Source organism: Calderihabitans maritimus (assembly GCF_002207765.1).
Lineage (GTDB): Bacteria > Bacillota > KKC1 > Calderihabitantales > Calderihabitantaceae > Calderihabitans > Calderihabitans maritimus.
Genome location: NZ_BDGJ01000087.1, coordinates 23,850 through 45,923, shown reverse-complemented (window position 1 = coordinate 45,923; position 22,074 = coordinate 23,850). Strand labels below are relative to the sequence as shown.

Genomic DNA, 22,074 nt, shown 5'->3' with positions numbered 1-22,074 from the left:
AAAATAAAACCTCCTTATCAACCTGTGAGGCCAATAAGGAGGCTATCCGCTCCACAAAAAAACCGCCCTGGATAACCGTCCTTATCAGTCTCACAGGACCGATTTAAAGGACTCTGCGGTTAATCATCGCGAAACTCTTCAATTATCACTTTATCCTGCCCATCAGTTTCTTTTAACAGTACTGAAACAATTTCTCTGCGGGAGGTAGGAACGTTTTTCCCTACATAATCGGCCCGAATGGGTAATTCCCGATGACCTCGATCCACCAGCACGGCCAGCTGTATTACCGCCGGCCTCCCCAAATCTATAATGGCATCAAGGGCTGCCCTCACTGTACGGCCCGTGTAGAGCACATCATCTACCAGTACTATCCTTTTGCCGGTAACTGGAAAAGGTACGTTAGTCTGATGAACCACCGGTTGATGGGCCGAGGTCGCCAAGTCATCCCGGTAAAGAGTTATATCTAGAATACCTATCGGCAACTGGACACCTTCTATTTTCTTTATGTTTTCTGCCAGTCGCTCCGCCAGAGGAACTCCCCGCCGTCTTATGCCAATCAAGGCTAGATTAGAAGTTCCCTTGTTTTTTTCCACAATCTCGTGAGCTATCCGAGTAATGGTTCGTCGCATTTTCTCCGCATCCATAATGCGGGCTTTTTCCACCAAAGGCATTTTCCTACCCCCAGAGCCACAAAAAAACCTGCTCGCGAGACAGCAAGCAGGTATATACTTCACCCTTCATACATCAGGCTGAAATATATCATCCTTGCCAGCCTCGCAGGACTAGCCTTAAAGGAATTTTTGCTATAGTTAGTATACTCTCCGGAAAGTGAAATGTCAAGGAATTACGTGCATCGATCCGTGTCAAGATTCAGTAGGTGCCCAAGAAAATTTTCTATACAAACGCCTTTTGAAGTGAAACTCCTCGAAGGTGCTGATGGCCGTTCTCCTCCGAAAACCCACTACCTCCCATGTGCTCCGGTCACGTTCATTCATCAGGCGGGTATCGATCTGTTCCAATGCCCAGGTGAAAATTTGGTTACAGACCTTCCGGGTGAGTTCCTGTATACCTTTTTCAAGTTCATAAAAGTGTAGCACGCACCAATTATTTTAACCACGCCGGTAAATACGCTTTCTCCGCCAAATTATCTTTTTCCTTTAGTTGCCCTCTTTCTTTTGCGCCAGAGGGTAGATGGATCTATTCCCAGAGCTTCAGCTGCTTCCCGTAAGGTACTGTATTTTTTTAGCGACAGTTGGATCAATTGTTCTTCCACCTCTTTAATCACCTCTTTGAGAGGTCCTACTTCCCTTACAACGGTATACTGCCCTTGGGCGAAACTACTTTTCTTTATCAAGAAACCGCCTTTTCGTATAGTTTCCGCCGTAATACTTTCTCCCGGTTTGGTCATAACAAAAAGTCTTTCCACCATATTTCTTAACTCACGGACATTACCAGGCCAATCATATTCTTCCAGGATCTTATACACATCCGGGCTACAGTATTTTTTAACACCGAACTTTCTTTGAAAATAATCCATGAAATAATCTATTAAAACCGGAATATCCTCTTTTCTCTCCCGGAGGGGCGGTACGTATACCGGTATAACATTTAGCCTGTAAAAAAGGTCGGCCCGAAATTTTTGGCGGGCAACCATTTCTCCCAAATCCCTGTTGGTAGCAGCGATAACCCGGACATCGACCTTTCGTGGTTTAGTGCCTCCTATGCGCATTACTTCTTTTTCCTGTAAAACCCGCAGCAATTTGCCTTGAAGGCTAAAAGGAAGGTCTCCGATTTCATCCAAGAAAACGCTGCCTTGATTAGCCGCCTCAAAGATACCTTCTTTTCCTTGGCGTAACGCTCCGGTAAAAGAACCGGGTTCATAACCAAAAAATTCTGCTTCCAACAGATTTTCCGGAATAGCCGCGCAGTTGATTTTTATAAACGGTCCATGCCGGCGACTACTGCTGGAGTGAATGACATTTCCTATCATCTCTTTTCCTACACCCGTTTCTCCTGTAATGAGAACCGTAGAATCGAAAGCCGCAACTCGTTCTATTAAATCCAGCAAATTTCGCATTGTGGAAGACTTGCCAATAAGCCCCTTTAGCGAGAGAATACTAGTGTCTATTGATTCCGGGAAGTCTCGCTCTTGTTGCGACATAAGAGAAAACCCCTTCCGCCCATCTCCGGCGCTATTATCTAGAGGCCAACATTTCCATAAAAGCGTCAATTCGATTTTTAACCAAACCGTCCACATAATCTCTCGGATCTGTCTGATCTGCCTCGAGAATTAAGCTGGGAATACCCATTTCTCGCTGCAAAAGGTTCGATAAATAAGTATTGGATCCGGTATAGACTTTACAGCTTCTGTTGACTAGAAATACGGCACCATCAATACTGTAATCTTTAGCTACCTGCAGTAACACTTCCCCTTTTTCACGAAAAGAAATGTTTAGCCAGTTAGAAATGGTACTTCGAGCCAAACTTTCCCATGGGTTTCCCGGATCCATTCTGGATTCCCAACCAAAAGTGGTGGTGTATGTTTCTGCCACCGCTAGCGCCTGGAACTGGTGAAAATAGTTGTAAAGCCCTTTGGTATACCAAGGAGGAATATTGTCCACCAGCAAGCGAAATTTCTCATGAGCCAGAACGCCCGTTTTTGTTTCCACCCGTTCTCTTACTTCCTGTAGCATTTTTTCGTAAAAATCGACCGATTCCCGGGTGCCTCTTAGCACAATAATGGGAAAGATGGTGGTCATCATATCCTCTGCTCCGACCGGGCAAGGTTTGGCCTTTCGCAACCGGTAAACTTCCTGTATTAACTGCGAAGCTTTATCTCCCAGCCATATGGCCTCTGCCAATCGGTCCATATTCAATCTTTCCCCTGTATGCTTCTCAATAAAACTGACCAATTCCTTCAATTGCTCCACCACAAAGTCAAGGTAATGCGGTTCAATGTGATTCCTGCGCATATCCCAGGGTATGGTAGGAGCTTCCAGAATGAAGGTGGGTACATCCAAATGTCTTTCCATAATTCGCCACCACTTGGGACGAGTGTGGCAGGAGTTCACCGTCAAAATTAGTAGATCAGGATCCGGCATTCCCCCGCCTGGTGGGGGTGGCAACTCGTCCTTTCCTACCATATAACCGAAAGTATTGCGAAAATAGGAACAAGTTTCTCGCGAATAGCCGTGAGCTTCCGCAATGGCACAAGCGTTTCCCGCAACTTGTTTGGCCCCACACGCTGCACTAAAATTCTCCGGGAAAACGGGTACCAGATTCATAGCCCAGAACAACTCCCGGGGATCTCCTACACCCGCCCAGCAGATAAGTTTTCCCTGTTCTTTTGCTTGCCAGGCTTCTTGATAGAATTGTTTTACTAACGGGTAGATAGCTTTGGTTACCGTTAGCGAAGGTATCGCTCGGTCGGTGCCTTTCTTCATAATGACCCTCCCCTGATAGTCTCGAAAAAGGCCTGCAGGCGCGTCCGGAGTTGCTGGGAATTGGCAGAACGGTCTACCTCCACTGTCATAACTGGTATTCCGGCTTCTCGGAGGCGGTTCAAAAGATAAGGGAGATCAAACTGATGGGGATCACAAAATTTTTGTAAACTAAAAATAACTGCCTCTGCATGATGTTGTTCAACCTTGGACAAAATATCTTGCAAACGTTTTTCATCTTCTCCTTTGGTGTGCATTACAGGACATGATAGATTTTGTAAATAGTAATCACTCAGGCAAAAGAGGGGATCGTCTGTTAACTCTATCTGCTCTCCGAAAAATCTACTGCCGGAGCAAAGGTCGTCGGAAACCACGGTACCCCCTGTCTCCTCTATTAACTGGTAGAGGGAAAGATCCTGCAGTACGCTGCCCGAAAGATGTATCCGCACTCTCTCCTGATCTCCGGAGGCGTCTTGTTTAGCCAGCAGGGGTGGTATTTGCTTCAGCATTTTTAAATTTTCTTCCGGCGGAATCACCTGGCCAATCAGGGCTATTTGCGCCGCTGTGGACCCGCTTAACTTTGGCTGAGGAAACTTTCCTCGCAATACCTCAATTTTTTTCACCATTTCCCGTATCTGGTTATAGAGTTCCACCGATCGCTTAATCTGGTCAGGAGTTATAGGGGTTCCAGTTATCGTCTCCAGACGATTTTTCAGTTTGATAACTTCCTTCCGGAAAAATATCCGGGCTGATCTTACCCCGGCATCATGAGGTCGGTTCAAGAAATGATAATGGGGCAATGCTACACTGGTTTCCAGAGCGTTAACTATATGTACTATCGTATCACACATGTTAACTCCTATTATTCCATCAAGACTGCTCAATTCTTTATTTAAACCTAATTCCAGCACGCTACGAGCATAATGACAGAATACTGGAGGAAAATGTTGGTGAGTTTCTTTCAGTTCTTGAAACGTGCCTAACAAGCGTATTGGTAATATGCCCGCTGCATGCAGGAGTTCCTTCGGTACTTTGCAAAAATAACCGAAAACTTTTTTGCCTTGCGATTGCCACTTATTTATAAAAGGATTTTGTACCGGAAGCAGTAGTTCCAAACTATAATTAGAAAGTACCGTATCTATCACCATGATTTCCGTCACCACCTAATTACCGGGGAAATTAGGCTTGCGTTTTTCCATAAAGGCCCGGATCCCTTCTTTAGCATCTTCGGTAGAAAATAGAAGTTCAAAACATCTTCCTTCAAGTTCTAAAGCCAAGGGAAGAGGTAATTCCATCCCTTGATTGACCGCCTTCTTAAGCAGTTGTAATGCGAACGCTGGCTTCTGGGCTAGTCTGTTCGCCATATACTTAGCCTCCTCCATTAGCCGATCAGGAGCAACCACTTTATTCACTAACCCTATACGGTAGGCTTCCTGGGCATCAAACGTATCGCCGGTAAATAAAAGTTCCTTCGCCTTGGTCATCCCCACCAGACGTGGTAAACGTTGCGTGCCCCCTCCTCCAGGAATCAAGCCCAGGTTGATTTCCGGTAAACCAAAAGTAGCTGTTTCGGAAGCGATACGCAAATCACATGCCAAAGCCAGTTCAAATACTCCCCCTAATGCCAACCCGCTGATGGCAGCTATAGTTGGTCCCGGAAATTCTGCTAATTGGTGGTATATAGGAAGAGCCTGTCGACTAAAGAAGTAGTGAGCCTTTAAAGAAGTAGGAGCTTCCTCGGAAATCATCTTCAAGTCGGCTCCGGCTCCAAAAACTTTCTCGCTACCCGACAAAATCAGTACTTTGAGGTCGTTATCTTGAGTACATTCCTTTAGGGCGTCCGACATTTCCTGAAAGACTTTAAGATTGAGCGAGTTCAATTTCTTCGGCCGGTTAAGGGAAATAATGCCCACCGCACCTTCTTTTTCGACTATAATACTTTCATACATGGCCTCAACTCCTTTCTCATACTTTAACAATTGCCGCTTCTCCCTGCGCCAGACCACCACATATAGCAGCTACTCCGTATCCCCCGCCCCTGCGAGCCAGTTCATAGACAAGGGTCATTAAGATACGTGCTCCCGAGGCCGTATTTGCGTGACCAATTGCTATAGCACCGCCGTTAACATTAATTCTTTCCTGCAATTTCACCATTCTGTTCTTATCTTCCCCGGCCAATATTTTACTGCTTACCAAAGTGACAGCGGCAAAGGCTTCGTTAATTTCAATTAAATTCATATCGGATAGAGATAAGCCTGCTTGTTTTAAGACCTTGTTCACGGCAGCAGCAGGAGCCTCCGCTATAAGGCGAGGCGGCAAGGCCACGTTGGCCATACTGACAATGGTAGCTAGAGGTTTTAGACCCAACTTTTCTGCTTTTTCCCTGCTCATGATCAGTATTGCTGCGGCACCGTCGTTGAGCCCGGGAGCGTTGCCGGCGGTGACCGTAGGACTGCCATATATGGTCGGGAGTTGCGCCAGCTTTTCCAGAGTGATGTCCGGGCGGTATTGTTCATCCCGTCTCAGCACGTCGCCACGTTCACCGGAATCAGGTAACTTCACCGGCATAATTTCATCTGCGAAACCATGACGAGAAAACGCTTCCCCGTAGCGCTGGTGACTGCGTAAAGCCCATTCATCTTGTTCTTGACGACCTATACCATGTTCCAGAGCAACTTCTCCCGCATCCACAGCTACCGGATTGTAATCTTTATATCCTAATTCATATAAAGGATCCTCTAAGACTACCGATCCCAAACGATGTCCGCGAAAACGAAGACCCCTCAAGATTAAGGGTTCCTGACTGAAAGTAGTCACACCTCCGCCTATTGATACATCGATGTCACCATATCTTATAGCCCGGTATCCCAGTTGTACTGCCGACATACCGGAAACACAGGCTTTATCAAGAGTACATGAAATTGTTTCCGGAGGCAGCCCCGCCTTCAATAGGGCCTGCCGGGCTATTACCGGAGTGTAAACATCTTTACACGCCGCCGTATCCCCAGCTCCCCAGTATATTTCCTCCACTAATTCTCCGGGTAAATTAACTCTATCTAACACTTCCTTTATGACAAGGGCACTTAAGTCATAACAATCAAAATTTTTCAGACTCCCGCCGTACCGTCCAAATGGGGTACGTACTGCACTTACGATAACCACTTCTCTTACTCCCATTAGCTAACTCCCCTTCTTTAGGCGGCTGAACGCCTAATTTCTTTCCACCAATTCCTCTTTCAGCCTGAGATAGATTCTCTCCACCGATGGAGGACACCCTCTAATTTTTATCGCATTGGGATGGTCAGCATTAGTCTCACATGCACACTTTCCTAAACAGAAGACCTTTTTGGCTTGGGGGCTGGCTACCGGTTCCCTGCCGGCACAAATTTCTACACCATCGAAGGTAGCCCCAGCATTTTCCCGGAAAAATCTATTTAAGGCTACAAAAATCCCCATGCCACAGCCGGAGCAATTGGAATTTCCAGGTGTTTCCATATGAACGCCGCTAATTTTGTAAAGATCTAAGAGCTCTTGTGGCCATTTACTTTGCCATTCTAACGGCTTGCGCAACTCCTCGATTCTCTCGCCTTTTACCTGAACACTCGCCAGATCAAGAGTCCGGCCCGTTAAACCAGCATAGACTTGAAGATGCTCTACATCATTAGGATTGATGCCCAGCAGGCTGGCTCCAACCGCGTCTAGGGCAAGAAGATCTTTTCCGGCCACCAGTACGTTCATGGAATGGACATCATTTCCAACCGGACCTTTTTGTAAGGCATAAGTCCCGTCAATTACCGTGAAGTCCACTCTCACTTTAGTGGGCAGCCAGCCAATAAATTTCTCCAACCCGTGGCGGTGAAAATCTTTTTTGGATTTGGGACTGAGCACACCCTTGAGATTTTTAATTCCCAGGGAGATTTTAGTTAACTGATGCGTTTTTAGTACCGGTAAATTTATCACGTAATCGGCTTCCAAGATTGGTCGCGCAATTTCAATTTTAACTCCTTCATATGTGTAAGTAACAAAGGGTCCATCGTTTAAGTCAACCAAGGGTATTTGCATACGTTCTGCCAGATCTGCTATTCCCGACCACTTGTAAGCTCTCGGTGTATTGAGAGATAAATCTTCCTGGACCGCCCCACCTTCAGCTATGATCACTTCCTTACTCCCCAAGTCTCTGACTAGATTTATCATTTGCTCCACCACTCTTGTGGTTGTAACCAGTCCATGGGGAGGTTGAGACCTGCGACCGCCGATTACTACATTGGGTTTTAAAAGAACTTTACATCCAGTTAAGTTCCGCAACCCTCCACATAAATCCACTAAACGTCTTAGAGTTGCCTCCTGTCCATCGTACCGAACCAGACCTACCGTCACTGTTTCTTTCCCCCTTGGTCATAACGGTAAAAACCTTGACCGGTTTTCTTACCCAGTTGTCCCGCTCTTACCATTTGACGCAGGAGTGGCGCCGGACGATATTTTTCCCCCATTTCCCTTTGCATGGCCTCCATAACATTCAGTAATATATCCGCTCCGGCCAGATCAATCAATTCTAAGGGCCCCATAGGAAAATTAGTACAAACTTTCATCGCCTTATCGATTTCTTCTGGACTATTGCCATCCATCACGCAATGCACCGCTTCATTCAACATTACGTCCAGGATACGGCTGACTATAAATCCTGGATAGTCAACAGCCACCACTGGAGTTTTTCCCAAGCTTTCCACAAATTTCTTCCCTATGGATAAGGTTTCCTCAGAAGTAAGGCGCCCGCCGATAACTTCTACGCCCTGCATTAAAGGGACCGGATTCATAAAATGTAGCCCTAAAACCCGCGAAGGTCTTTGAGTGACAGAAGCAATGGCAGTAATGGAGAGCGAAGAAGTATTACTAGCCAAAATCGTACTGGCTGAAGTATAATCATCCAATTGTTGGAAGATATTTTGTTTAAGTTTTAGATCTTCTGGAACTGCTTCTATTATCAGTTCCATTTCCCCACAAGAAGTTCTATCTAGACCCGTACTGGTATGAATACGTCCCAGTATTTTCTCTTTATCAGAACGAGAGATCTTTCCTTTTTCCACTTTTCGTTCCAAGAATGCTTCTATCCGTTCTAGGCTCTTGGATAATACCTCTTCTGAAATGTCAGAAAGAAGCACCTGGTATCCTGCTTCCGCTACTACCTGAGCAATTCCCGTGCCCATAGTACCGGCTCCTACTATCATGACCCTATTTATTTCCATCAGCTGACCCTCCAAAAAAAAAAAAATTAATCGCAGACCCCACCCAGGAAGGCGGGGTGTCAAGTTAAATTTAGTTATATATCTGTTATATATCTCTAGAAGTTTGCGGAATGTCAGTGCCGAAGAACTGCTTATGAGCATTATTGATGGTCTCCCAACCGTGGGTTTCACCATACCAACGGTCTTTAGGGATATGCCAGAACATGCATGCCCAGTCAGGACGGTAAAACATCTTGACCCAAACATCAGGACTGACATTGACGTTTACCAACGCAGTCTTGCCGGAATTAAAGGCACGTTCCAAAGCCGGCCAAAGCTCGTCTATCTTTTCTACGTATTCACCGTGGCAACCCACTTCTTCGAACATCCGGTCGTACCTGTAGCGGATACCCTTATCATTGTTTCTCCCATGTTTGTTTTGTGGTCCTAAAGTCTTCCAATCGGGACCGTAGGCAAACTTTCTTTCACCGGCAATCCAAACCCCATTATTATATAGAACGTAAACGATGGGTAAATCATAACGAGCAGCCGTTTCGATATCAAATCCTGCTATACCGATTCCGCCATCCCCGATATACGAAAGAACCGGTTTACCAGGTCGGGCAACCTGGGCGCCAATGGCCATGGGAATTCCGTGACCTACCCCGGCCCATTCCCCGGCATCCAAAATACGGCCCGAAAATCGAGAGGTAATCTTGTCCGTTATATAGTTGGTACCTGTATAAGAATCAAATACCACCGTGGCTTCCGGGATGACCTCGTTTAAGTACCTGGCCAACTCAGCGCCTATGGCCTGCGGGTGAATGGGAACTTCATTCCAAACTGCCTCTACCTCTCGTCGCTGCCGTTCTCTCCACTCCCTCCTGCCTTCTTTAATCTTGCCCAACCAAGCTTCTCTCTTCTTAATGGCCGTACCCCGGTCTTTTACACAATCTATCATCTGTCGCAGGACAACTTTGGGATGACCGATGATTTCCAGGGTGGTCTTCCGCTCTAAGCAAATTTCACTGCTGGCTTCATTAATTTGAATAAATTTGGCCGTATCGTTCCAGGCTCCGTATCCTTCCAGATAGCCCATTCTCAATCCTATGACCAAGATTACGTCTGCATTGCGGAGGAAACGTCCACGATACCCCCCTTCAATGTGTAAGTCATGATCTTCCGGCACCGCTCCCCGGGCAATACGACGGGTGTGTACCGGAATCTGGGTCAGTTCCACAAACTCCAACAGTTCATCCGCTGCGTCTCCCCAATGTATTCCTTCTCCGGCAACAATTACTGGTTTTTCCGCATTGAGCAACAGATCCACTGCTTCTTCTATCAGTTCTGGGTCCCCCGCCACTCTGGGTGCACGTCCTTCCCGCCAATCGGGGGTGTAACCAGCCTGCTGGTTAAACTCTACCGGTGTCCAGTTGAGAACATCCAAGGGTATCTCAACAGCTACTGGGCCCTGGGGGTATTCGGCAGCAATCCGAAAAGCCTTCTTGACATAAAAACCGATCATGTTAGGATTAACTACTCGAAAGCTGGCTTTGGTGATGGAACGGAACATCTCTGCTCCGTACCCTTCTTGCAGCGTCCACCGGTCATCTCCCAGTATAGGATGCTGACCCAAAAGACATACTACAGGGCTACGGCAGGTATAAGCTTGGGCTACAGCTGATGCCATATTGGCCATACCAGGCCCGGAGGTTCCTCCGGCTACCGCCGGTTTACGGGTTATACGAGCATAGGCATCGGCCGCGTACACTCCTCCCTGCTCGTGTCTCATATGATAATACTTACCGCCTTCCATACAAAACCAGTCATCAAAAGGCATGGTATGTCCACCATGAACGCCAAACATCACATCTACGCCTTCTTCTTTGCGTAGAATTCTCGCAATAACCTGTGATGGCCATACTTGAGGCATACTTTCCCTCCTTAAGCCAGATTTGATTTGTCTCCCTCGAACCGCATTCCCCCGCCAACATTATCGAAATTTTGTGACTTTTATCTTCCCGAGCCACCCCCTGTTCTGTTTTTGGTAACCTCTTTGATTAAAACGCTCTCTCTACTTTTTCTTATTTCAAGCAATTAGGATGCCAGTATTAGTATGGAAACATGCCCGGCATGATTTCGGAAAGCTAAATATGATAAGGCTTCATACCTTTGCAATTTTGCAATTCACAGAAGTAACCAAGCCATATTATTACTATCATTGCAATAATGCAATGAAAATAGTCCTCAAAATATACGAGTATGGTTACTTAGGGCCAAACCAAACACACTACCTCCTTCCTCCGTTTTGCATTTTTGCAATGTGTTTATGTTGTAGTTGCAATAGATTCCCAGCCATAGCACAAAAAAAGAGGGAAATCTTGTCGTGAATATCCCTCTACGCTCAACCATCTAGCCACTTGGTCTGGTGGGAGTCACCATTGAGGCTTGAAACAAAGCAAAAAAGTTGTGTTTATCTCGTGATAATGTCATCTTGTAAATATCTTTCCTTTTTTACCCTAACGCCGCAGTGCCTCCACCGGCGGTACCGAAGAAGCAGAAACAGCCGGATAGACACCGAATAATAGCCCGGAAGCTAGAGCTACTCCAATGGCAATTTCAATGGCCTGAAGACTCACTGCTGTTTCAAAACCGTACTGGGAAAAGATTTTAATACCCCAGATGCCGGCCGCGACCCCGGCAATAGCCCCAATCCCGCTCAAATAGAGGGCCTCAAGCAAAAACTGTACCAGGAGGTCGCTTTGTTTGGCCCCGAGGGCCCGCCGCACACCAATTTCTCCGGTACGTTCCGTTACCGCTACCAACATAATATTCATAATACCCAAACCACCAACCAGCAAAGAAACTGCAGCAATTCCCCCTAGCAGAAGAGTCATTACCCTGTTGGCCTTATCTGCTTCCTTTATCAATTGATTCAAGTTGGTGATGGTAATTAAATTCTTCCCTCCAGCCAGTACCGGAGGCGGTGTTGGTTCCGGCTCCGGTGGACCACCTGGCCGGGGAGGTAGCGGTTTGCCCGGCAGTCCTTCAGGAAGACCTTCCTTCCCGTTCACCGGTACTGGTGTTGGGGCACTCTGATCTAGTCCTAACTTGCGCCGAAAAATTCGCCCCAGTTGTACCACCGCCAGTTCCGCTTCCCTGGCCGAACCTGCCTTTCCCCAAATTTCTTCCACCGTCTTCTTCTCAGCGAACCTTTGTGCCGTTGTATAGGGAATAAGAACCTTATTGTCAATTTCCTCCGCATTTCCGGCACCTTTGGGCGCTAGCACTCCTATGATGCGGAAAGTAATTCCATTTAGAGTAAAAGTGTGGCCGACGGGATTACGCCCTCCCATCAGGCCCGTGCCAAAATTATATCCCAGGACAGCCACGGGTGAACGCTGCTCCACATGCCACTTGGTGAAGAAATGTCCGGCGATCAACGGGTGATCGCGCACCTCAGGAAACTGTTCGTTCACCCGGAGGATATCAACCATTCCCCTGGCTCGTCTCCATCGCATCAGTGATTGGGTATGAACCACTGGGGTAGCTTTCTCCAAACCCTCAACCCTTTCTACCAGTTCCGGTACCTCATCAGGTTCGAACTCCACGGACGGGTCTTCCGCTCTAATCACTATTACGTTGGCCCCCAAACTTTTAAACTGGTGCACCACAGCCTTCCGCGCTCCTTCACCGATACCCATGAGGCTGACTACGGAAGCAACTCCTATAGCCACACCTAGAATGGTCAGGGCGGATCGAAGCGGGTTGGCTAAAACCCCATGCCAGGCCATTTGGGCGCTAAACCAGAACCGAACCCAGAGGTAACGAAGCCATCGAGACAGATGCATCATCCCGGCCTCCCTTATCTGGAACCCGGCGAGGCAGTCTGGCCGCCACCGGTGCGGTTATTCCGTGACCCATTCTGCTCCTGATTATTTTCCGAGCTAGAGGGTAAGAAAGTATCATTGGACTGAATTCGCTGGCTGGGAAGAAGATCTGCGGTGCTACCGGTTATCACCAGTTGTCCCTCTTCCAGCCCGCTCTTAACCTCGGCCACCCGGTCATTCATCAGACCGAGCTGAACAGGAACTACCTTTACCATGCCGTCAGGTTGGAGTATTTCCACTTTAGCCTGACCGTCTTCCTCAAAAATAGCTTCCAGCGGAACCAACAGCACATCCTCCGCGCTTCCGGCATTGATGTAGGCTTTGGCCTGCATACCGGGTCTCAATTCCGGAGTGCCCTTAACTTTTATATTCACTCCAAACCGCGTTATTCCATTCTCATCCCTTCCCATAGTATCGACTCGCTCAACGACCCCTTCAAAGGATTTGCCGGGAAGCGCGTCGACAGTCACCTGTACCGGCGCCCCCTGCTGGACTAAAAGCACGTCCACATCATCTACCTGCCCCCATAAACGCATATCAGAAGTATTATAGATATGGCCAATCCATTCCCCTGGCTGTACCGTCTGCCCGGCTTGTTTTTCCAGGCGCGCCACGATTCCGTCCATAGGAGCACGGATCTCCAGTTGACTAAGCTGAGCCCGTAACTGCTGCAATTCCATTTCCTGCTCGCGAATTTGGTTTAGCTTATCCTCAATGTCTTTCTGAAGGTCTTTTCCAGCGAGAGAAACCAGCGGATCTCCAGCTTTAACCATTTCCATTTCCCGTACATAAACCCGGGTAGCGAGAGCATCGGCCCGGCTTATCACCCTTTCTTCCTTCACGAAGGCTTCTACCTGGGACTTGTAGCGCAACCACTTGATTCCGAAAGTACCGGAGCTATTTGAACCGGAATCCACAGCCAGCCCAACGTCAGCAACCATACCTGGCCGGATCAGTCCGGGATTCTCACCTTCTACAGTTATCTGATAGACATAACCGTATACTCCTTGACCGGTACCAGTTCCATAAAATCCGGAAAAAGCAAGCTTCGAGAGATCTTCCGGTATCGGGTTCGGATTGACATCGGTTACTTGAGCTTTTGTAAACCCGTTGAACTCAGAAAAACGCAAAAAGGCTTGCTGTCCCGTTCTAACCTGTTTAAACTCGGTAGGAGCTAGCTTCACAACCATCCGGAAGCGGGAATCGTCTACCACACGGGCTACTATCTGCCCCTGTTTTACTTCGTCCCCTTCCTGCACTTCCAAGCCTACTACCCGGCCGTCAATAGGAGCACGTAAAGTGATACCATATGCCGGATCAACCTGGTGGAGCTTTTCTACGGAAACGTCCATTAATTCCGCCAATAACTCACGGTTTGTTTGTAGCTGCTCCTCCAAACTTTTAATTTTGGTTTCCAGTTCCGCCGCACTCAGTCTAATTATCACCTGGCCCTGTTTCACCGGCGTCCCTTCTTCCACTAGTACTTCCGCGATCATATAACTATTAACACCGGGTTTCATAGGTCCGTAACCGCCAGGTACTTGAATGCTACCTCCACGGGAAGGATTAAGAGTCCCCGTTATCTCCACACCCACAGAAATATCCCCACGGGTTACGGGTTGAGTAGAGTATACTGGTCCCTGTGTCTCTTGTTCTGGTGGTGGAACTAATTGCCGGTAAGCATAGGTGCCTCCCCCGAAAACAATGATCAAAATTAAAATAATCATGGAAACTCGCTGGATCACTTCTCTTGCACCTCCGTCAATAAACCAGTAGTTGAAACTGCTGCTTCTCCAAATGCCACCTGAGGATCCTCCAGGATTTCTTCCCGCTCCACTTGCCCGTCTAGCAGATACACTATCCGGCGGCCGTAGCAAGCAATATCTTTTTCATGGGTAACTTGAACAATGGTTATTCCTCGTTCGCGATTAAGCTGTTGGAAAATAGCCATGATGTTGCGCCCGGAACGGGAATCTAATGCACCGGTAGGCTCGTCGGCCAGGATTACCTTTGGATCTCCGACTAACGCCCGGGCAATAGCCACCCGCTGTTGCTCTCCTCCCGAAAGTTGGGAAGGACGGTGGTGCCTTCGCTCTGCCAGGCCCACTGCTTCCAAAGCCTGTACTGCCCTGAAGCGGCGCTCTCGAGCGCCCATTCCACGATAAATTAATGGCAGTTCCACATTAGCTTGGGCATCCAGGTCAGGAATCAGGTGAAAACTCTGAAATACAAATCCAATGAAACGATTGCGAATATCTGCCAGCCGGCTGTCACTAAGGTTTTCTATGCGTTGGCCGGCTAACTCATAGGTGCCGGAAGTTGGCCGGTCAAGACACCCGATAATATTTAGCAAGGTGGATTTACCGGAACCGGAGGGACCCATGATGGACACAAATTCACCCTCCTCAACCGTTAAACTAATACCCTTCAGAGCGTTCACCCGAATCTGCCCTGATTTATATTGACGGGTGATTTCCTGTAATTTAAGTAATGGCAACAAAAGTACCGGCCTCCTTATGAAAACAATTCAGGTGTTTCTTTCTTTGACAAGGACTTTTTTCAATATTATCACGACGTTATAAGTCGTATTATGGTTAATATTGGCTATAAAGGTTAATAATTCCTGCCTTTTAAATGTTTTTCTTTTAAATAGACGAAAGGAACCAGTATTTGGTTCCCTCGAAATCTGACACAACCGTTTTTGTGGTAATCCGGCCTTTTTATTATCTACTCTTGAGTTTCGCCTTGGTTCTTGCCACCCGGTTGTCTTCATGGAGATGTTTGATTCTTGCCGCAACCGGTTTAAAATCCGGATGGTCCTCCAAGGCTTCCTTTAGAAACACGTTAAAATCCTCAAATACTTGCTTCAAATATTCCCGGTTCAGCGAATAATAATTCCAGTATGCTTCTTTTCTTTCCGTAACCAGCCCGGCTTCCTTTAGTACTCTTAGATGTTGAGAAATTCTCGGCTGACGCATGTCCAACAGAGCTGCCAGCTCGCAGACACAGAATGACTTGACAGCCAATAATTTAATAATCTTTAACCTAGTCATCTCTCCTAAAGCCTTAAATACCTTTTGATACCGTTCCATAAAACCCTCCGCATACATTTTTGTTAATATATTAACACTCAGGTCAAAGACCGACAACTTCTACCTTTTCCCTGGAAAAATTCTTGCCAAGTTTCGCCTCGTGTAGTATATTATTATCGTAAAATATATAAGTATTTGCGAATATACTAAAGAAAGGATGTGAGCGCATTGTTGTCTCACCTTGTTAGGCTACTGGTAGAAAACGTTTTTCGTATCAGTATTAACTCCCGTCTGGGCGAAAGTCTGCACTTTTTTATCTATGATTCTCTGAAGATACTTCTTCTTCTCAGCTTCATGATTTTTGCCATCTCGTATATTCGCAGTTTCTTTCCCCCGGAAAAAACCAGGCAGGTCTTGAGCAAGTTCGGCGGCTTCACCGCCCATCTAATGGCGTCCTTGTTAGGCATAGTAACTCCCTTCTGTTCCTGTTCTTCCGTACCTCTGTTCATCGGCTTTGTAGAAGCAGGAATACCTCTGGGAGTGACTTTTTCTTTCTTAATTACCTCGCCCATTGTCAATGAAGTGGCCTTGGTTATGCTCGTTGGGCTTTTCGGCCTTAAAATTGCATTAGTCTATGTAATTACCGGTGTGCTCATCGGAACCTTCGGCGGGATAATAATTGGCAAATTGGGACTGGAAAAATATGTAGAAGAGTACGTTTACCAGATTACCACGGGGCAAAGAGAAGAAGAAAAGATGACCTGGAAAGACCGGGTCCAGTTTGCCAAAGCCAATGTGAAAGATATTGTTAAAAGAGTCTGGCTTTTTATTCTAATCGGGATCGCTGTAGGCGCGATAATTCATGGTTATGTACCGGAGAATTTCTTGACTGAATACGCGGGAAGGGGTAACCCTTTGGCAGTATTTGTGGCCGTTGCCCTCGGTATCCCCTTGTATTCCAACGCAATCGGCACCATTCCAGTAGTAGAAGCATTGATCGGTAAAGGTGTGGCCATAGGCACTGCCCTGGCCTTTATGATGGCCGTTACTGCCCTCTCTTTACCGGAAATGATTATTCTGAGAAAAGTAATTAAGCCTCGTTTAATAGGTATATTTGTATCTATCACCGGAGTGAGTATTGTCATGGTGGGGTATTTGTTTAACTTTATTCTGTAAGGAGGCCAAAAGTGAGGAGGTGGGATAATGAAAATCAGGGTGTTAGGGGCAGGATGTAAAAACTGTGCCCAACTGGAGCAAAATGTATTCAATGCCGCTGCAGAACTGGGTATAGACGCAGACATACAAAAAATTGAAGACGTAGCCGAAATCATGAAATATGGCGTTATGTCTACACCGGCTCTTGTAATTAACGGTAAAGTTGTAGCCGCCGGCCGAGTCCTGAACACGGAAGAAATCAAACGCCTCTTAACAAAGCAATAAGTGGGCTTCCCTCTCGAAAAAGGTCTAGAAGAAGAGCAATTAACAACCGCGTCCCCACTCTATAGCAGGGACGCGGTTACGCTTTTCAAAATTTTTAGCTGAACAGTTCTTTGGTGATAATTTCATTTGCCTGTTGCATAACCCTGGCCTGGGCGGAACTAAGTTAAAAAATGTTCGTTATAAGCGGCTACAAGTCCGAAGCAACCACTCAACATCATGTCTCCATAGGGCACGGCAAAGTAAACCGGGAGTCCTTCAGCTAAATACCGGTTAGGACCTGTAACCACCCAAAATTCAAAACCCTCCTCCCCATTGTATTCTGAGCTGATATACGAACCGTGGCCACCGTCGCTGAAAACTTCTTCATGCGATAAAACCCCCCGGCGAAATCTGTCCAAGTAATCCCCCAACTTTTCCTTATTCATAAGACCGGTGTGGTGCTCAAAAAGTCCCATTACTCTCCTTTCCTTTATCAAAACGGCCACCGTATGCTGGTTTCCAATATTTACTACGATTATTCCTTCCGCAAGCCGTTTGGATACCTGAGGGTCACATAGAGCCCCCCAGATGGCAGCGCTGCCCGTATCCATTACCATGGCGCCCGGTGCATCCTGCTGCACCGCCCGCATGCGAGTTAAATAAGAAGGAATTTGCTGGTAGGCCAGATCCTCTAAACGTCCGCCATCCTCGATAAAGCGGCGCCAGTGACGGAAGCGGAACAGCCGATTGCTTTCTCCTATACTTTCTCCGTGATCCTGAACTGCAACCGCGTATTTTCGGGGAAGTTTTACTCCGTATAAACCCAGGGCCTCCTGCAGCGTATCAAGATCAACATCCCCCATGCGGATGGGTTTGGTACCCGGCGGCTGTTCTTCCACAATTTCTACTCCTAGAGCCTGTACTATTTCCAAATCATCTTTTATGGTTTTAGCCGCTAAGGGAGTTGCGTATACCTGCAGTCCTTCTGCCAGGTGACGGCGTATAGCACGAGTGCACGGGCCGCCCCCCATCAAGTTTCCATATAAGAAAACAGGCTCCCGATTCCTGGTTGCCTCTTCGATTTGTTGAGACACCAGGACGGTAGGAGAAGGCAGTACCAGTTTAACGCAATTTTCTATTCTTTTTTCCGGATCGTATAGAAGTATATCCTGAGTACCGCCACCGATATCTATCGCTAAAATCTTCTCTCCCCTCAACTGGGATCCACTCCTTTCAGAACCTTTTTTGTTGCGTTTTCTCTCTTTTTCCCGGTTATGCCCACTGTTCAACAAGCTTACTCCAATTATTCTCCTTTCCTGCCCCCACCCTATTCAACCCCCTTCCGTCAGTCATCGTCCCGGCCATTTTTCTTCTCCCATAGGCTGTGGGCCCACTGAAGAGCATCGTCCCTGGTTCGTACCAAGCCTTCAACCTGAGCAGCTTTAATTTCTTTCAATAACCATCCTATGGCAGGGCCCGGTTCCAACCCTATTTCGGTGGCAAGATCTTTTCCGTTGACCAGAACCGGTGGTTCTACATACCGGTCAAACTCGTGAAAATACTTGTGCAAAAAATTGAAAATGAACCGGCGATAGGAGGCAATTTCCTCCACCACGCCCGCCGCCTCCCTCGTAGCCGTTACGTCAGCCAGCGAAAGCAAGAGTACCCCGGGACTTTCCTCACCGGCCGACCGGAAGAAACGGTGTATTGCCCGGGCTGTTATTTCCGGCTCACAGTATAGACTAAGGGGCCACATATGTAAGCGGGTTATATGGGACCAGAAATTTTTTTCGCGGTTGCTCAATCGCAAGCGGTCTCCGTAGGTCTCCACATACTTCAGGGCAGCCCGATCATGTCCGGGAAAGGAAATCCGTCCATCCTCTCGCCACCGCTGGGTATCAATTTTCCCCACATCGTGAAACAAAGCTACCAGTTTAAGCAGGGTCCCTTTTTCAGCCGTGGCACTCACCGGCTGAGCCAAATACTGCTCCAGCGGCTGGACGATGGTTGGTGGCCACTCCCGCCGGGAGAGCATCGTCTCCAACACCCGGTAACACCGTAGACAGTGGAACCAAACATTTTCCGCATGATAATAATTCTGTCCTGTCTTCCGCATGGAACTAATTTCTGGAAAAATATGCTCTAGAACTCCGCTTTTCTCAGCCATATCATAGAGGTAATGGTAAGACTTCGGTATGCGTAACAAGGCTTCCAGTTCTTCTTTCAACCTCTCTCCGGCTACCGATCTGAGGTAATGACTGTGTTTTCTTATCAGGTCTTCCGTTGATGGATGTATATGAAATCCTTTTTGCGCCGCCAGGCGATAGGCCCGCAAGATGCGTAAAGGATCACGTCGGAAAACATCCGGGGATGTCGCCCGAACAACGCCGAGAGCCAGATCTTTTTGACCTCCTAAAGGATCAATGATATGATTCCACCATATTCCTCGGTTAAAATAATCTTCTAGTTTTAACGCCATAGCATTTATAGTAAAATCTCTTTGTTTGAGATCCTCTTCTAAAGTGTTCTCCTTCAAATAGGCTAAATCCAGGCGGCAATCTCCGCCTCCTTTGAGGGCAATTCTCTCTATACCTCTTGCCGGGTCAAGAGGAACCAGCGTCCCCTTCAGAGCTTGGGCCACTGCCCTTGTAAAATTACCTGCTTCCCCCTCCACCAAGAGGTCCACATCCCGGCTAGGTTCATTCAGACAGAGATCTCTCACTACTCCCCCTACCAAATAGACCTGGACGTCTTTCTCGCGCGCTATCCTTGACACCTGTTGGAGTACCGAAGTTAACTGTTCCATAGATACTAATCACCACCAGAAACACCCTCTCTGTTTCTACACTTACCGCCCTATCTCCTGCCTACTTAAGTTGGCAAAAAGAAAAGAAAGCGAACCGCTGAATTCGCTTTCCTTCAATCTTAATGAACCTTCGTCTGTCCAAGACGGTAAACTAGCCGGGCCATTACTTCTTTTTCCTCTTCGCTCGCTATTTCCCACATTTCTTGCATCAGAGCCTCTTCGGGACTGTCGGGCTTTACAAATTTTCCCAGAAGATTGCCCACGGCCATAATGCCTTTTACCATCTGTTCCTCCGTAAGCCCGTGTTTCATACCTTCTCTTATCTTCTCGGCCAGTTCCTGCGGGAAGTTTTCTGCCGCCATATTTTTCACCCCCACCATATAATATCTCCTAGCCGGAAAAAACTATTCCATGCTTTCTAATCCACCCATCTCCAGGCAGTGGGATAATAGTTTTTCAAAAATTTACCCGTTTGCTTTCCCCACCCCAGCGGAAAACCATCAACACATACCAGTGTCCACCCTGGTTGGCCCCTAAAAGATAGGGTTTCTTTCTTCAAGTAATGAATAACTTCTTCGGAATCTCCCCTTAAATCCAAGGTCCTTTGCACTTGCTCCTTCTTTAACCCTAGAGCCAAACCCTGTCCCGGTTCAAAGCGATTCTTTTTAAAGCTACCCAAATACCAGCCGGCCCGCAACAACTTGAACTGTTCAAAAAGTCCCGTTTCCTGAGGGGCAATATAGAGATGATTACCCATCAAATAAAAGTTCCCTTCCAATTGTACCTTCAAGTTATCCTTTTCAAATTCTCGGAACATCTCGAAATACTTGTTAGGCAGGGATCGTCCTGGCATTTTAGAGGGCGGCAAATTTTCTGCCTCCCCGCTTTCTTTCTTCAACATGGCTATAAAATGTCCTTCTCCTTTAACCCGGTGAGGCCAAAGGCGCACGCATTTTCGTAACTCTTCCCTACCGTTAACCCACTCAGGATTACCGGAGACAAAACCATATTCTTTAGGAATTTCCAAAAGACAAAATTCAGGATGCTCTCGTAAAAATTTTTCGATTACCCCTTCATTTTCTTCAGGAGCGAAGGTACAAGTGGAATACACCAATATTCCGCCGGGGCGAAGCAACCGCGCAGCCGCGCGCAGCACGGCCCGCTGTCCTCCGGCACACCGTTCTATTAAGCTGGGTCCCCATTTACCAATCACCGCCGGATCTTTACGAAACATGCCCTCTCCAGAACAGGTAGCATCCACCAAAACTTTGTCAAAGTAGCCCGGCAAGCGTTGAGCCAACCTCTCCGGCTGCTCATTAATCACCACAGCATTTTTGACCGCAAAAAGCTCAAGGACTTTGGCCAGAACCCGACTTCTTTGAAAGTTTATGTCATTGGCTACAAGCAGCCCTTCTCCGGCCATAGCTGCCGCCATTTGAGTGGATTTTCCTCCCGGAGCAGCACAAAGATCCAACACTCTTTCTCCCGGCTTAACCTTAAGTAAAGCGGCCGGGGCCATGGCGCTTGGTTCCTGAATGTAATACAGGCCTGCGTAGTAATAAGGATGCTTCCCTGGTCGGGCCTCCTCATTAAAGTAAAATCCATCTTCAGTCCAGGGAACCGGTTCCAGAGAAAAGGGTGTAATTCTTTTAAACTTTTCCACGGAAATTTTTAAAGTATTGACCCTAAGGCCGTAATGCCTTGGTTCCCTATAAGAAGCAATAAATGCTTTATATTCTTCTCCTAACAGTTGCTCCATACGTTCGAGAAACTTTTCAGGCAGCCTCACGTAGCCATTCCCCTATCCTTTAAAGCCTATCCGGAAGCCTTCAAATTTTCTTCTCTTAAAAACCTTCTCCAATCGCCATGTTCAATTAATAAACTCTCTTTCTTCAGTTGTGCCCTCCTGTCGGAACTATAAACATAGAGGTAGGCCCTGACCCGTTCTCCTGTATCCAGAAGTTCCACCTCCTGAATCACCCGATCATAAAGATTGTTGCCGCCCGGACCCCGGTAACCTTCCAATCTATCCAAAACAGGGAGAACTTGATATAAATCTCCCGGTACTATATACTCTCCAATAACCGTTCCTTCCCCCGGAACCATTGCCGGATAGCCTTCGGCAAGGTGGTAAAGAAGTCCCCTGGCTTTGGCCGGTCTGACCCGTGTCGATTTAGCCCGGAAGATATGCTTATGATTTTCAAAACCAGTCATCAAAGTACCATAAACAAATACCCCTTCGACCGGAGTAATCAAAAACAATCA

At 47.2% G+C, this 22,074-nt stretch carries 20 protein-coding genes and 1 pseudogene; 2 read left to right on the top strand and 19 right to left on the bottom strand.

From position 1 onward, the window contains the following. Positions 1–119: 119 nt before the first annotated feature. The 14 genes and pseudogenes from pyrR to KKC1_RS07900 form a co-directional block, all read right to left on the bottom strand. Positions 120–671, bottom strand: a complete 552-nt coding sequence (gene pyrR, locus KKC1_RS07965) for a bifunctional pyr operon transcriptional regulator/uracil phosphoribosyltransferase PyrR (protein WP_088553937.1) — start codon at positions 669–671, stop codon at positions 120–122. A 222-nt stretch (positions 672–893) separates the two neighbouring features. Next, positions 894–1,117 (bottom strand): annotated as a pseudogene (locus KKC1_RS07960) (UPF0236 family transposase-like protein); the annotation flags it as partial. 27 nt (positions 1,118–1,144) lie between these two features. After that, positions 1,145–2,161 carry a sigma-54 interaction domain-containing protein gene (locus KKC1_RS07955; RefSeq protein ID WP_192868139.1) on the bottom strand — a complete coding sequence of 339 codons (1,017 nt, stop codon included), beginning with the start codon at positions 2,159–2,161 and terminating at the stop codon, positions 1,145–1,147. Between the two features lie 34 nt (positions 2,162–2,195). Then, complete coding sequence (locus KKC1_RS07950) at positions 2,196–3,443, bottom strand: 2-hydroxyacyl-CoA dehydratase subunit D (protein WP_088553935.1); 1,248 nt, start codon at positions 3,441–3,443, stop codon at positions 2,196–2,198. Then, entirely contained in the window at positions 3,440–4,588 is a 1,149-nt protein-coding gene (locus KKC1_RS07945) for a 2-hydroxyacyl-CoA dehydratase subunit D (protein ID WP_088553934.1), read from the bottom strand. The genes KKC1_RS07950 and KKC1_RS07945 overlap by 4 nt, the downstream gene beginning before the upstream one ends. 15 nt (positions 4,589–4,603) lie before the next feature. Beyond that, positions 4,604–5,419: an enoyl-CoA hydratase/isomerase family protein gene (locus KKC1_RS07940; protein ID WP_202820004.1), complete on the bottom strand. Its 816-nt coding sequence runs from the start codon at positions 5,417–5,419 to the stop codon at positions 4,604–4,606. Continuing rightward, a complete protein-coding gene (locus KKC1_RS07935; protein ID WP_088553933.1) occupies positions 5,406–6,617 on the bottom strand; it encodes a thiolase family protein in 1,212 nt (403 codons plus the stop codon). The genes KKC1_RS07940 and KKC1_RS07935 overlap by 14 nt, the downstream gene beginning before the upstream one ends. A 33-nt stretch (positions 6,618–6,650) precedes the next feature. Beyond that, entirely contained in the window at positions 6,651–7,817 is a 1,167-nt protein-coding gene (locus tag KKC1_RS07930) for a DUF362 domain-containing protein (protein WP_088553932.1), read from the bottom strand. Further along, entirely contained in the window at positions 7,814–8,683 is an 870-nt protein-coding gene (locus KKC1_RS07925) for a 3-hydroxyacyl-CoA dehydrogenase family protein (protein WP_088553931.1), read from the bottom strand. The genes KKC1_RS07930 and KKC1_RS07925 overlap by 4 nt, the downstream gene beginning before the upstream one ends. An 85-nt stretch (positions 8,684–8,768) precedes the next feature. After that, on the bottom strand, positions 8,769–10,595 hold the full coding sequence (locus KKC1_RS07920; RefSeq protein ID WP_088553930.1) for a thiamine pyrophosphate-binding protein: 1,827 nt from the start codon (positions 10,593–10,595) through the stop codon (positions 8,769–8,771). 586 nt (positions 10,596–11,181) lie between these two features. Then, the gene (locus tag KKC1_RS07915) at positions 11,182–12,513 is read right to left on the bottom strand and encodes an ABC transporter permease (RefSeq protein WP_088553929.1); all 1,332 of its coding nucleotides are present in this window, start codon (positions 12,511–12,513) and stop codon (positions 11,182–11,184) included. A 14-nt stretch (positions 12,514–12,527) separates the two neighbouring features. Beyond that, complete coding sequence (locus KKC1_RS07910; protein ID WP_088553928.1) at positions 12,528–14,297, bottom strand: efflux RND transporter periplasmic adaptor subunit; 1,770 nt, start codon at positions 14,295–14,297, stop codon at positions 12,528–12,530. Beyond that, a complete protein-coding gene (locus tag KKC1_RS07905) occupies positions 14,294–15,049 on the bottom strand; it encodes an ABC transporter ATP-binding protein (RefSeq protein ID WP_088553946.1) in 756 nt (251 codons plus the stop codon). Before KKC1_RS07905 ends, KKC1_RS07910 begins: the two co-directional genes overlap by 4 nt. 226 nt (positions 15,050–15,275) lie before the next feature. Further along, a complete protein-coding gene (locus KKC1_RS07900) occupies positions 15,276–15,644 on the bottom strand; it encodes an ArsR/SmtB family transcription factor (RefSeq protein ID WP_088553927.1) in 369 nt (122 codons plus the stop codon). A 159-nt stretch (positions 15,645–15,803) separates the two neighbouring features. On the opposite strand from KKC1_RS07900, the gene KKC1_RS07895 reads away from it, so the two are divergent. Then, positions 15,804–16,760, top strand: a complete 957-nt coding sequence (locus tag KKC1_RS07895; RefSeq protein ID WP_088553926.1) for a permease — start codon at positions 15,804–15,806, stop codon at positions 16,758–16,760. Positions 16,761–16,787: 27 nt separating this feature from the next. After that, entirely contained in the window at positions 16,788–17,024 is a 237-nt protein-coding gene (locus KKC1_RS07890; protein WP_088553925.1) for a thioredoxin family protein, read from the top strand. Positions 17,025–17,182: 158 nt separating this feature from the next. On the opposite strand, the gene KKC1_RS07885 is transcribed toward KKC1_RS07890, so the two are convergent. The 5 genes from KKC1_RS07885 to KKC1_RS07865 all read right to left on the bottom strand — a co-directional run bounded on the left by KKC1_RS07885 (position 17,183) and on the right by KKC1_RS07865 (position 22,065). After that, the gene (locus KKC1_RS07885) at positions 17,183–18,292 is read right to left on the bottom strand and encodes a DUF1786 domain-containing protein (RefSeq protein WP_238134238.1); all 1,110 of its coding nucleotides are present in this window, start codon (positions 18,290–18,292) and stop codon (positions 17,183–17,185) included. 56 nt (positions 18,293–18,348) lie between these two features. Continuing rightward, positions 18,349–19,809 (bottom strand): CCA tRNA nucleotidyltransferase, encoded by a 1,461-nt coding sequence (locus KKC1_RS07880; RefSeq protein ID WP_088553924.1) that lies wholly within the window; start codon positions 19,807–19,809, stop codon positions 18,349–18,351. Positions 19,810–19,928: 119 nt separating this feature from the next. Then, positions 19,929–20,189 carry a DUF3243 family protein gene (locus KKC1_RS07875; RefSeq protein ID WP_088553923.1) on the bottom strand — a complete coding sequence of 87 codons (261 nt, stop codon included), beginning with the start codon at positions 20,187–20,189 and terminating at the stop codon, positions 19,929–19,931. 38 nt (positions 20,190–20,227) lie between these two features. Beyond that, entirely contained in the window at positions 20,228–21,598 is a 1,371-nt protein-coding gene (locus KKC1_RS07870) for an RsmB/NOP family class I SAM-dependent RNA methyltransferase (protein ID WP_088553922.1), read from the bottom strand. Positions 21,599–21,624: 26 nt separating this feature from the next. Beyond that, on the bottom strand, positions 21,625–22,065 hold the full coding sequence (locus KKC1_RS07865) for a gamma-glutamylcyclotransferase family protein (RefSeq protein ID WP_088553921.1): 441 nt from the start codon (positions 22,063–22,065) through the stop codon (positions 21,625–21,627). Positions 22,066–22,074: the final 9 nt, after the last annotated feature.

What these genes read in the sequence shown, in the direction of transcription:
- KKC1_RS07900 (WP_088553927.1), bottom strand. Translation starts at nt 15,644, where the DNA reads ATGGAACGGTATCAAAAGGTATTTAAGGCTTTAGGAGAGATGACTAGG.
- pyrR (WP_088553937.1), bottom strand. Translation starts at nt 671, where the DNA reads ATGCCTTTGGTGGAAAAAGCCCGCATTATGGATGCGGAGAAAATGCGA.
- KKC1_RS07920 (WP_088553930.1), bottom strand. Translation starts at nt 10,595, where the DNA reads ATGCCTCAAGTATGGCCATCACAGGTTATTGCGAGAATTCTACGCAAA.
- KKC1_RS07935 (WP_088553933.1), bottom strand. Translation starts at nt 6,617, where the DNA reads ATGGGAGTAAGAGAAGTGGTTATCGTAAGTGCAGTACGTACCCCATTT.
- KKC1_RS07950 (WP_088553935.1), bottom strand. Translation starts at nt 3,443, where the DNA reads ATGAAGAAAGGCACCGACCGAGCGATACCTTCGCTAACGGTAACCAAA.
- KKC1_RS07875 (WP_088553923.1), bottom strand. Translation starts at nt 20,189, where the DNA reads ATGGTGGGGGTGAAAAATATGGCGGCAGAAAACTTCCCGCAGGAACTG.
- KKC1_RS07955 (WP_192868139.1), bottom strand. Translation starts at nt 2,161, where the DNA reads ATGTCGCAACAAGAGCGAGACTTCCCGGAATCAATAGACACTAGTATT.
- KKC1_RS07915 (WP_088553929.1), bottom strand. Translation starts at nt 12,513, where the DNA reads ATGCATCTGTCTCGATGGCTTCGTTACCTCTGGGTTCGGTTCTGGTTT.
- KKC1_RS07890 (WP_088553925.1), top strand. Translation starts at nt 16,788, where the DNA reads ATGAAAATCAGGGTGTTAGGGGCAGGATGTAAAAACTGTGCCCAACTG.
- KKC1_RS07880 (WP_088553924.1), bottom strand. Translation starts at nt 19,809, where the DNA reads ATGGAACAGTTAACTTCGGTACTCCAACAGGTGTCAAGGATAGCGCGC.
- KKC1_RS07925 (WP_088553931.1), bottom strand. Translation starts at nt 8,683, where the DNA reads ATGGAAATAAATAGGGTCATGATAGTAGGAGCCGGTACTATGGGCACG.
- KKC1_RS07945 (WP_088553934.1), bottom strand. Translation starts at nt 4,588, where the DNA reads ATGGTGATAGATACGGTACTTTCTAATTATAGTTTGGAACTACTGCTT.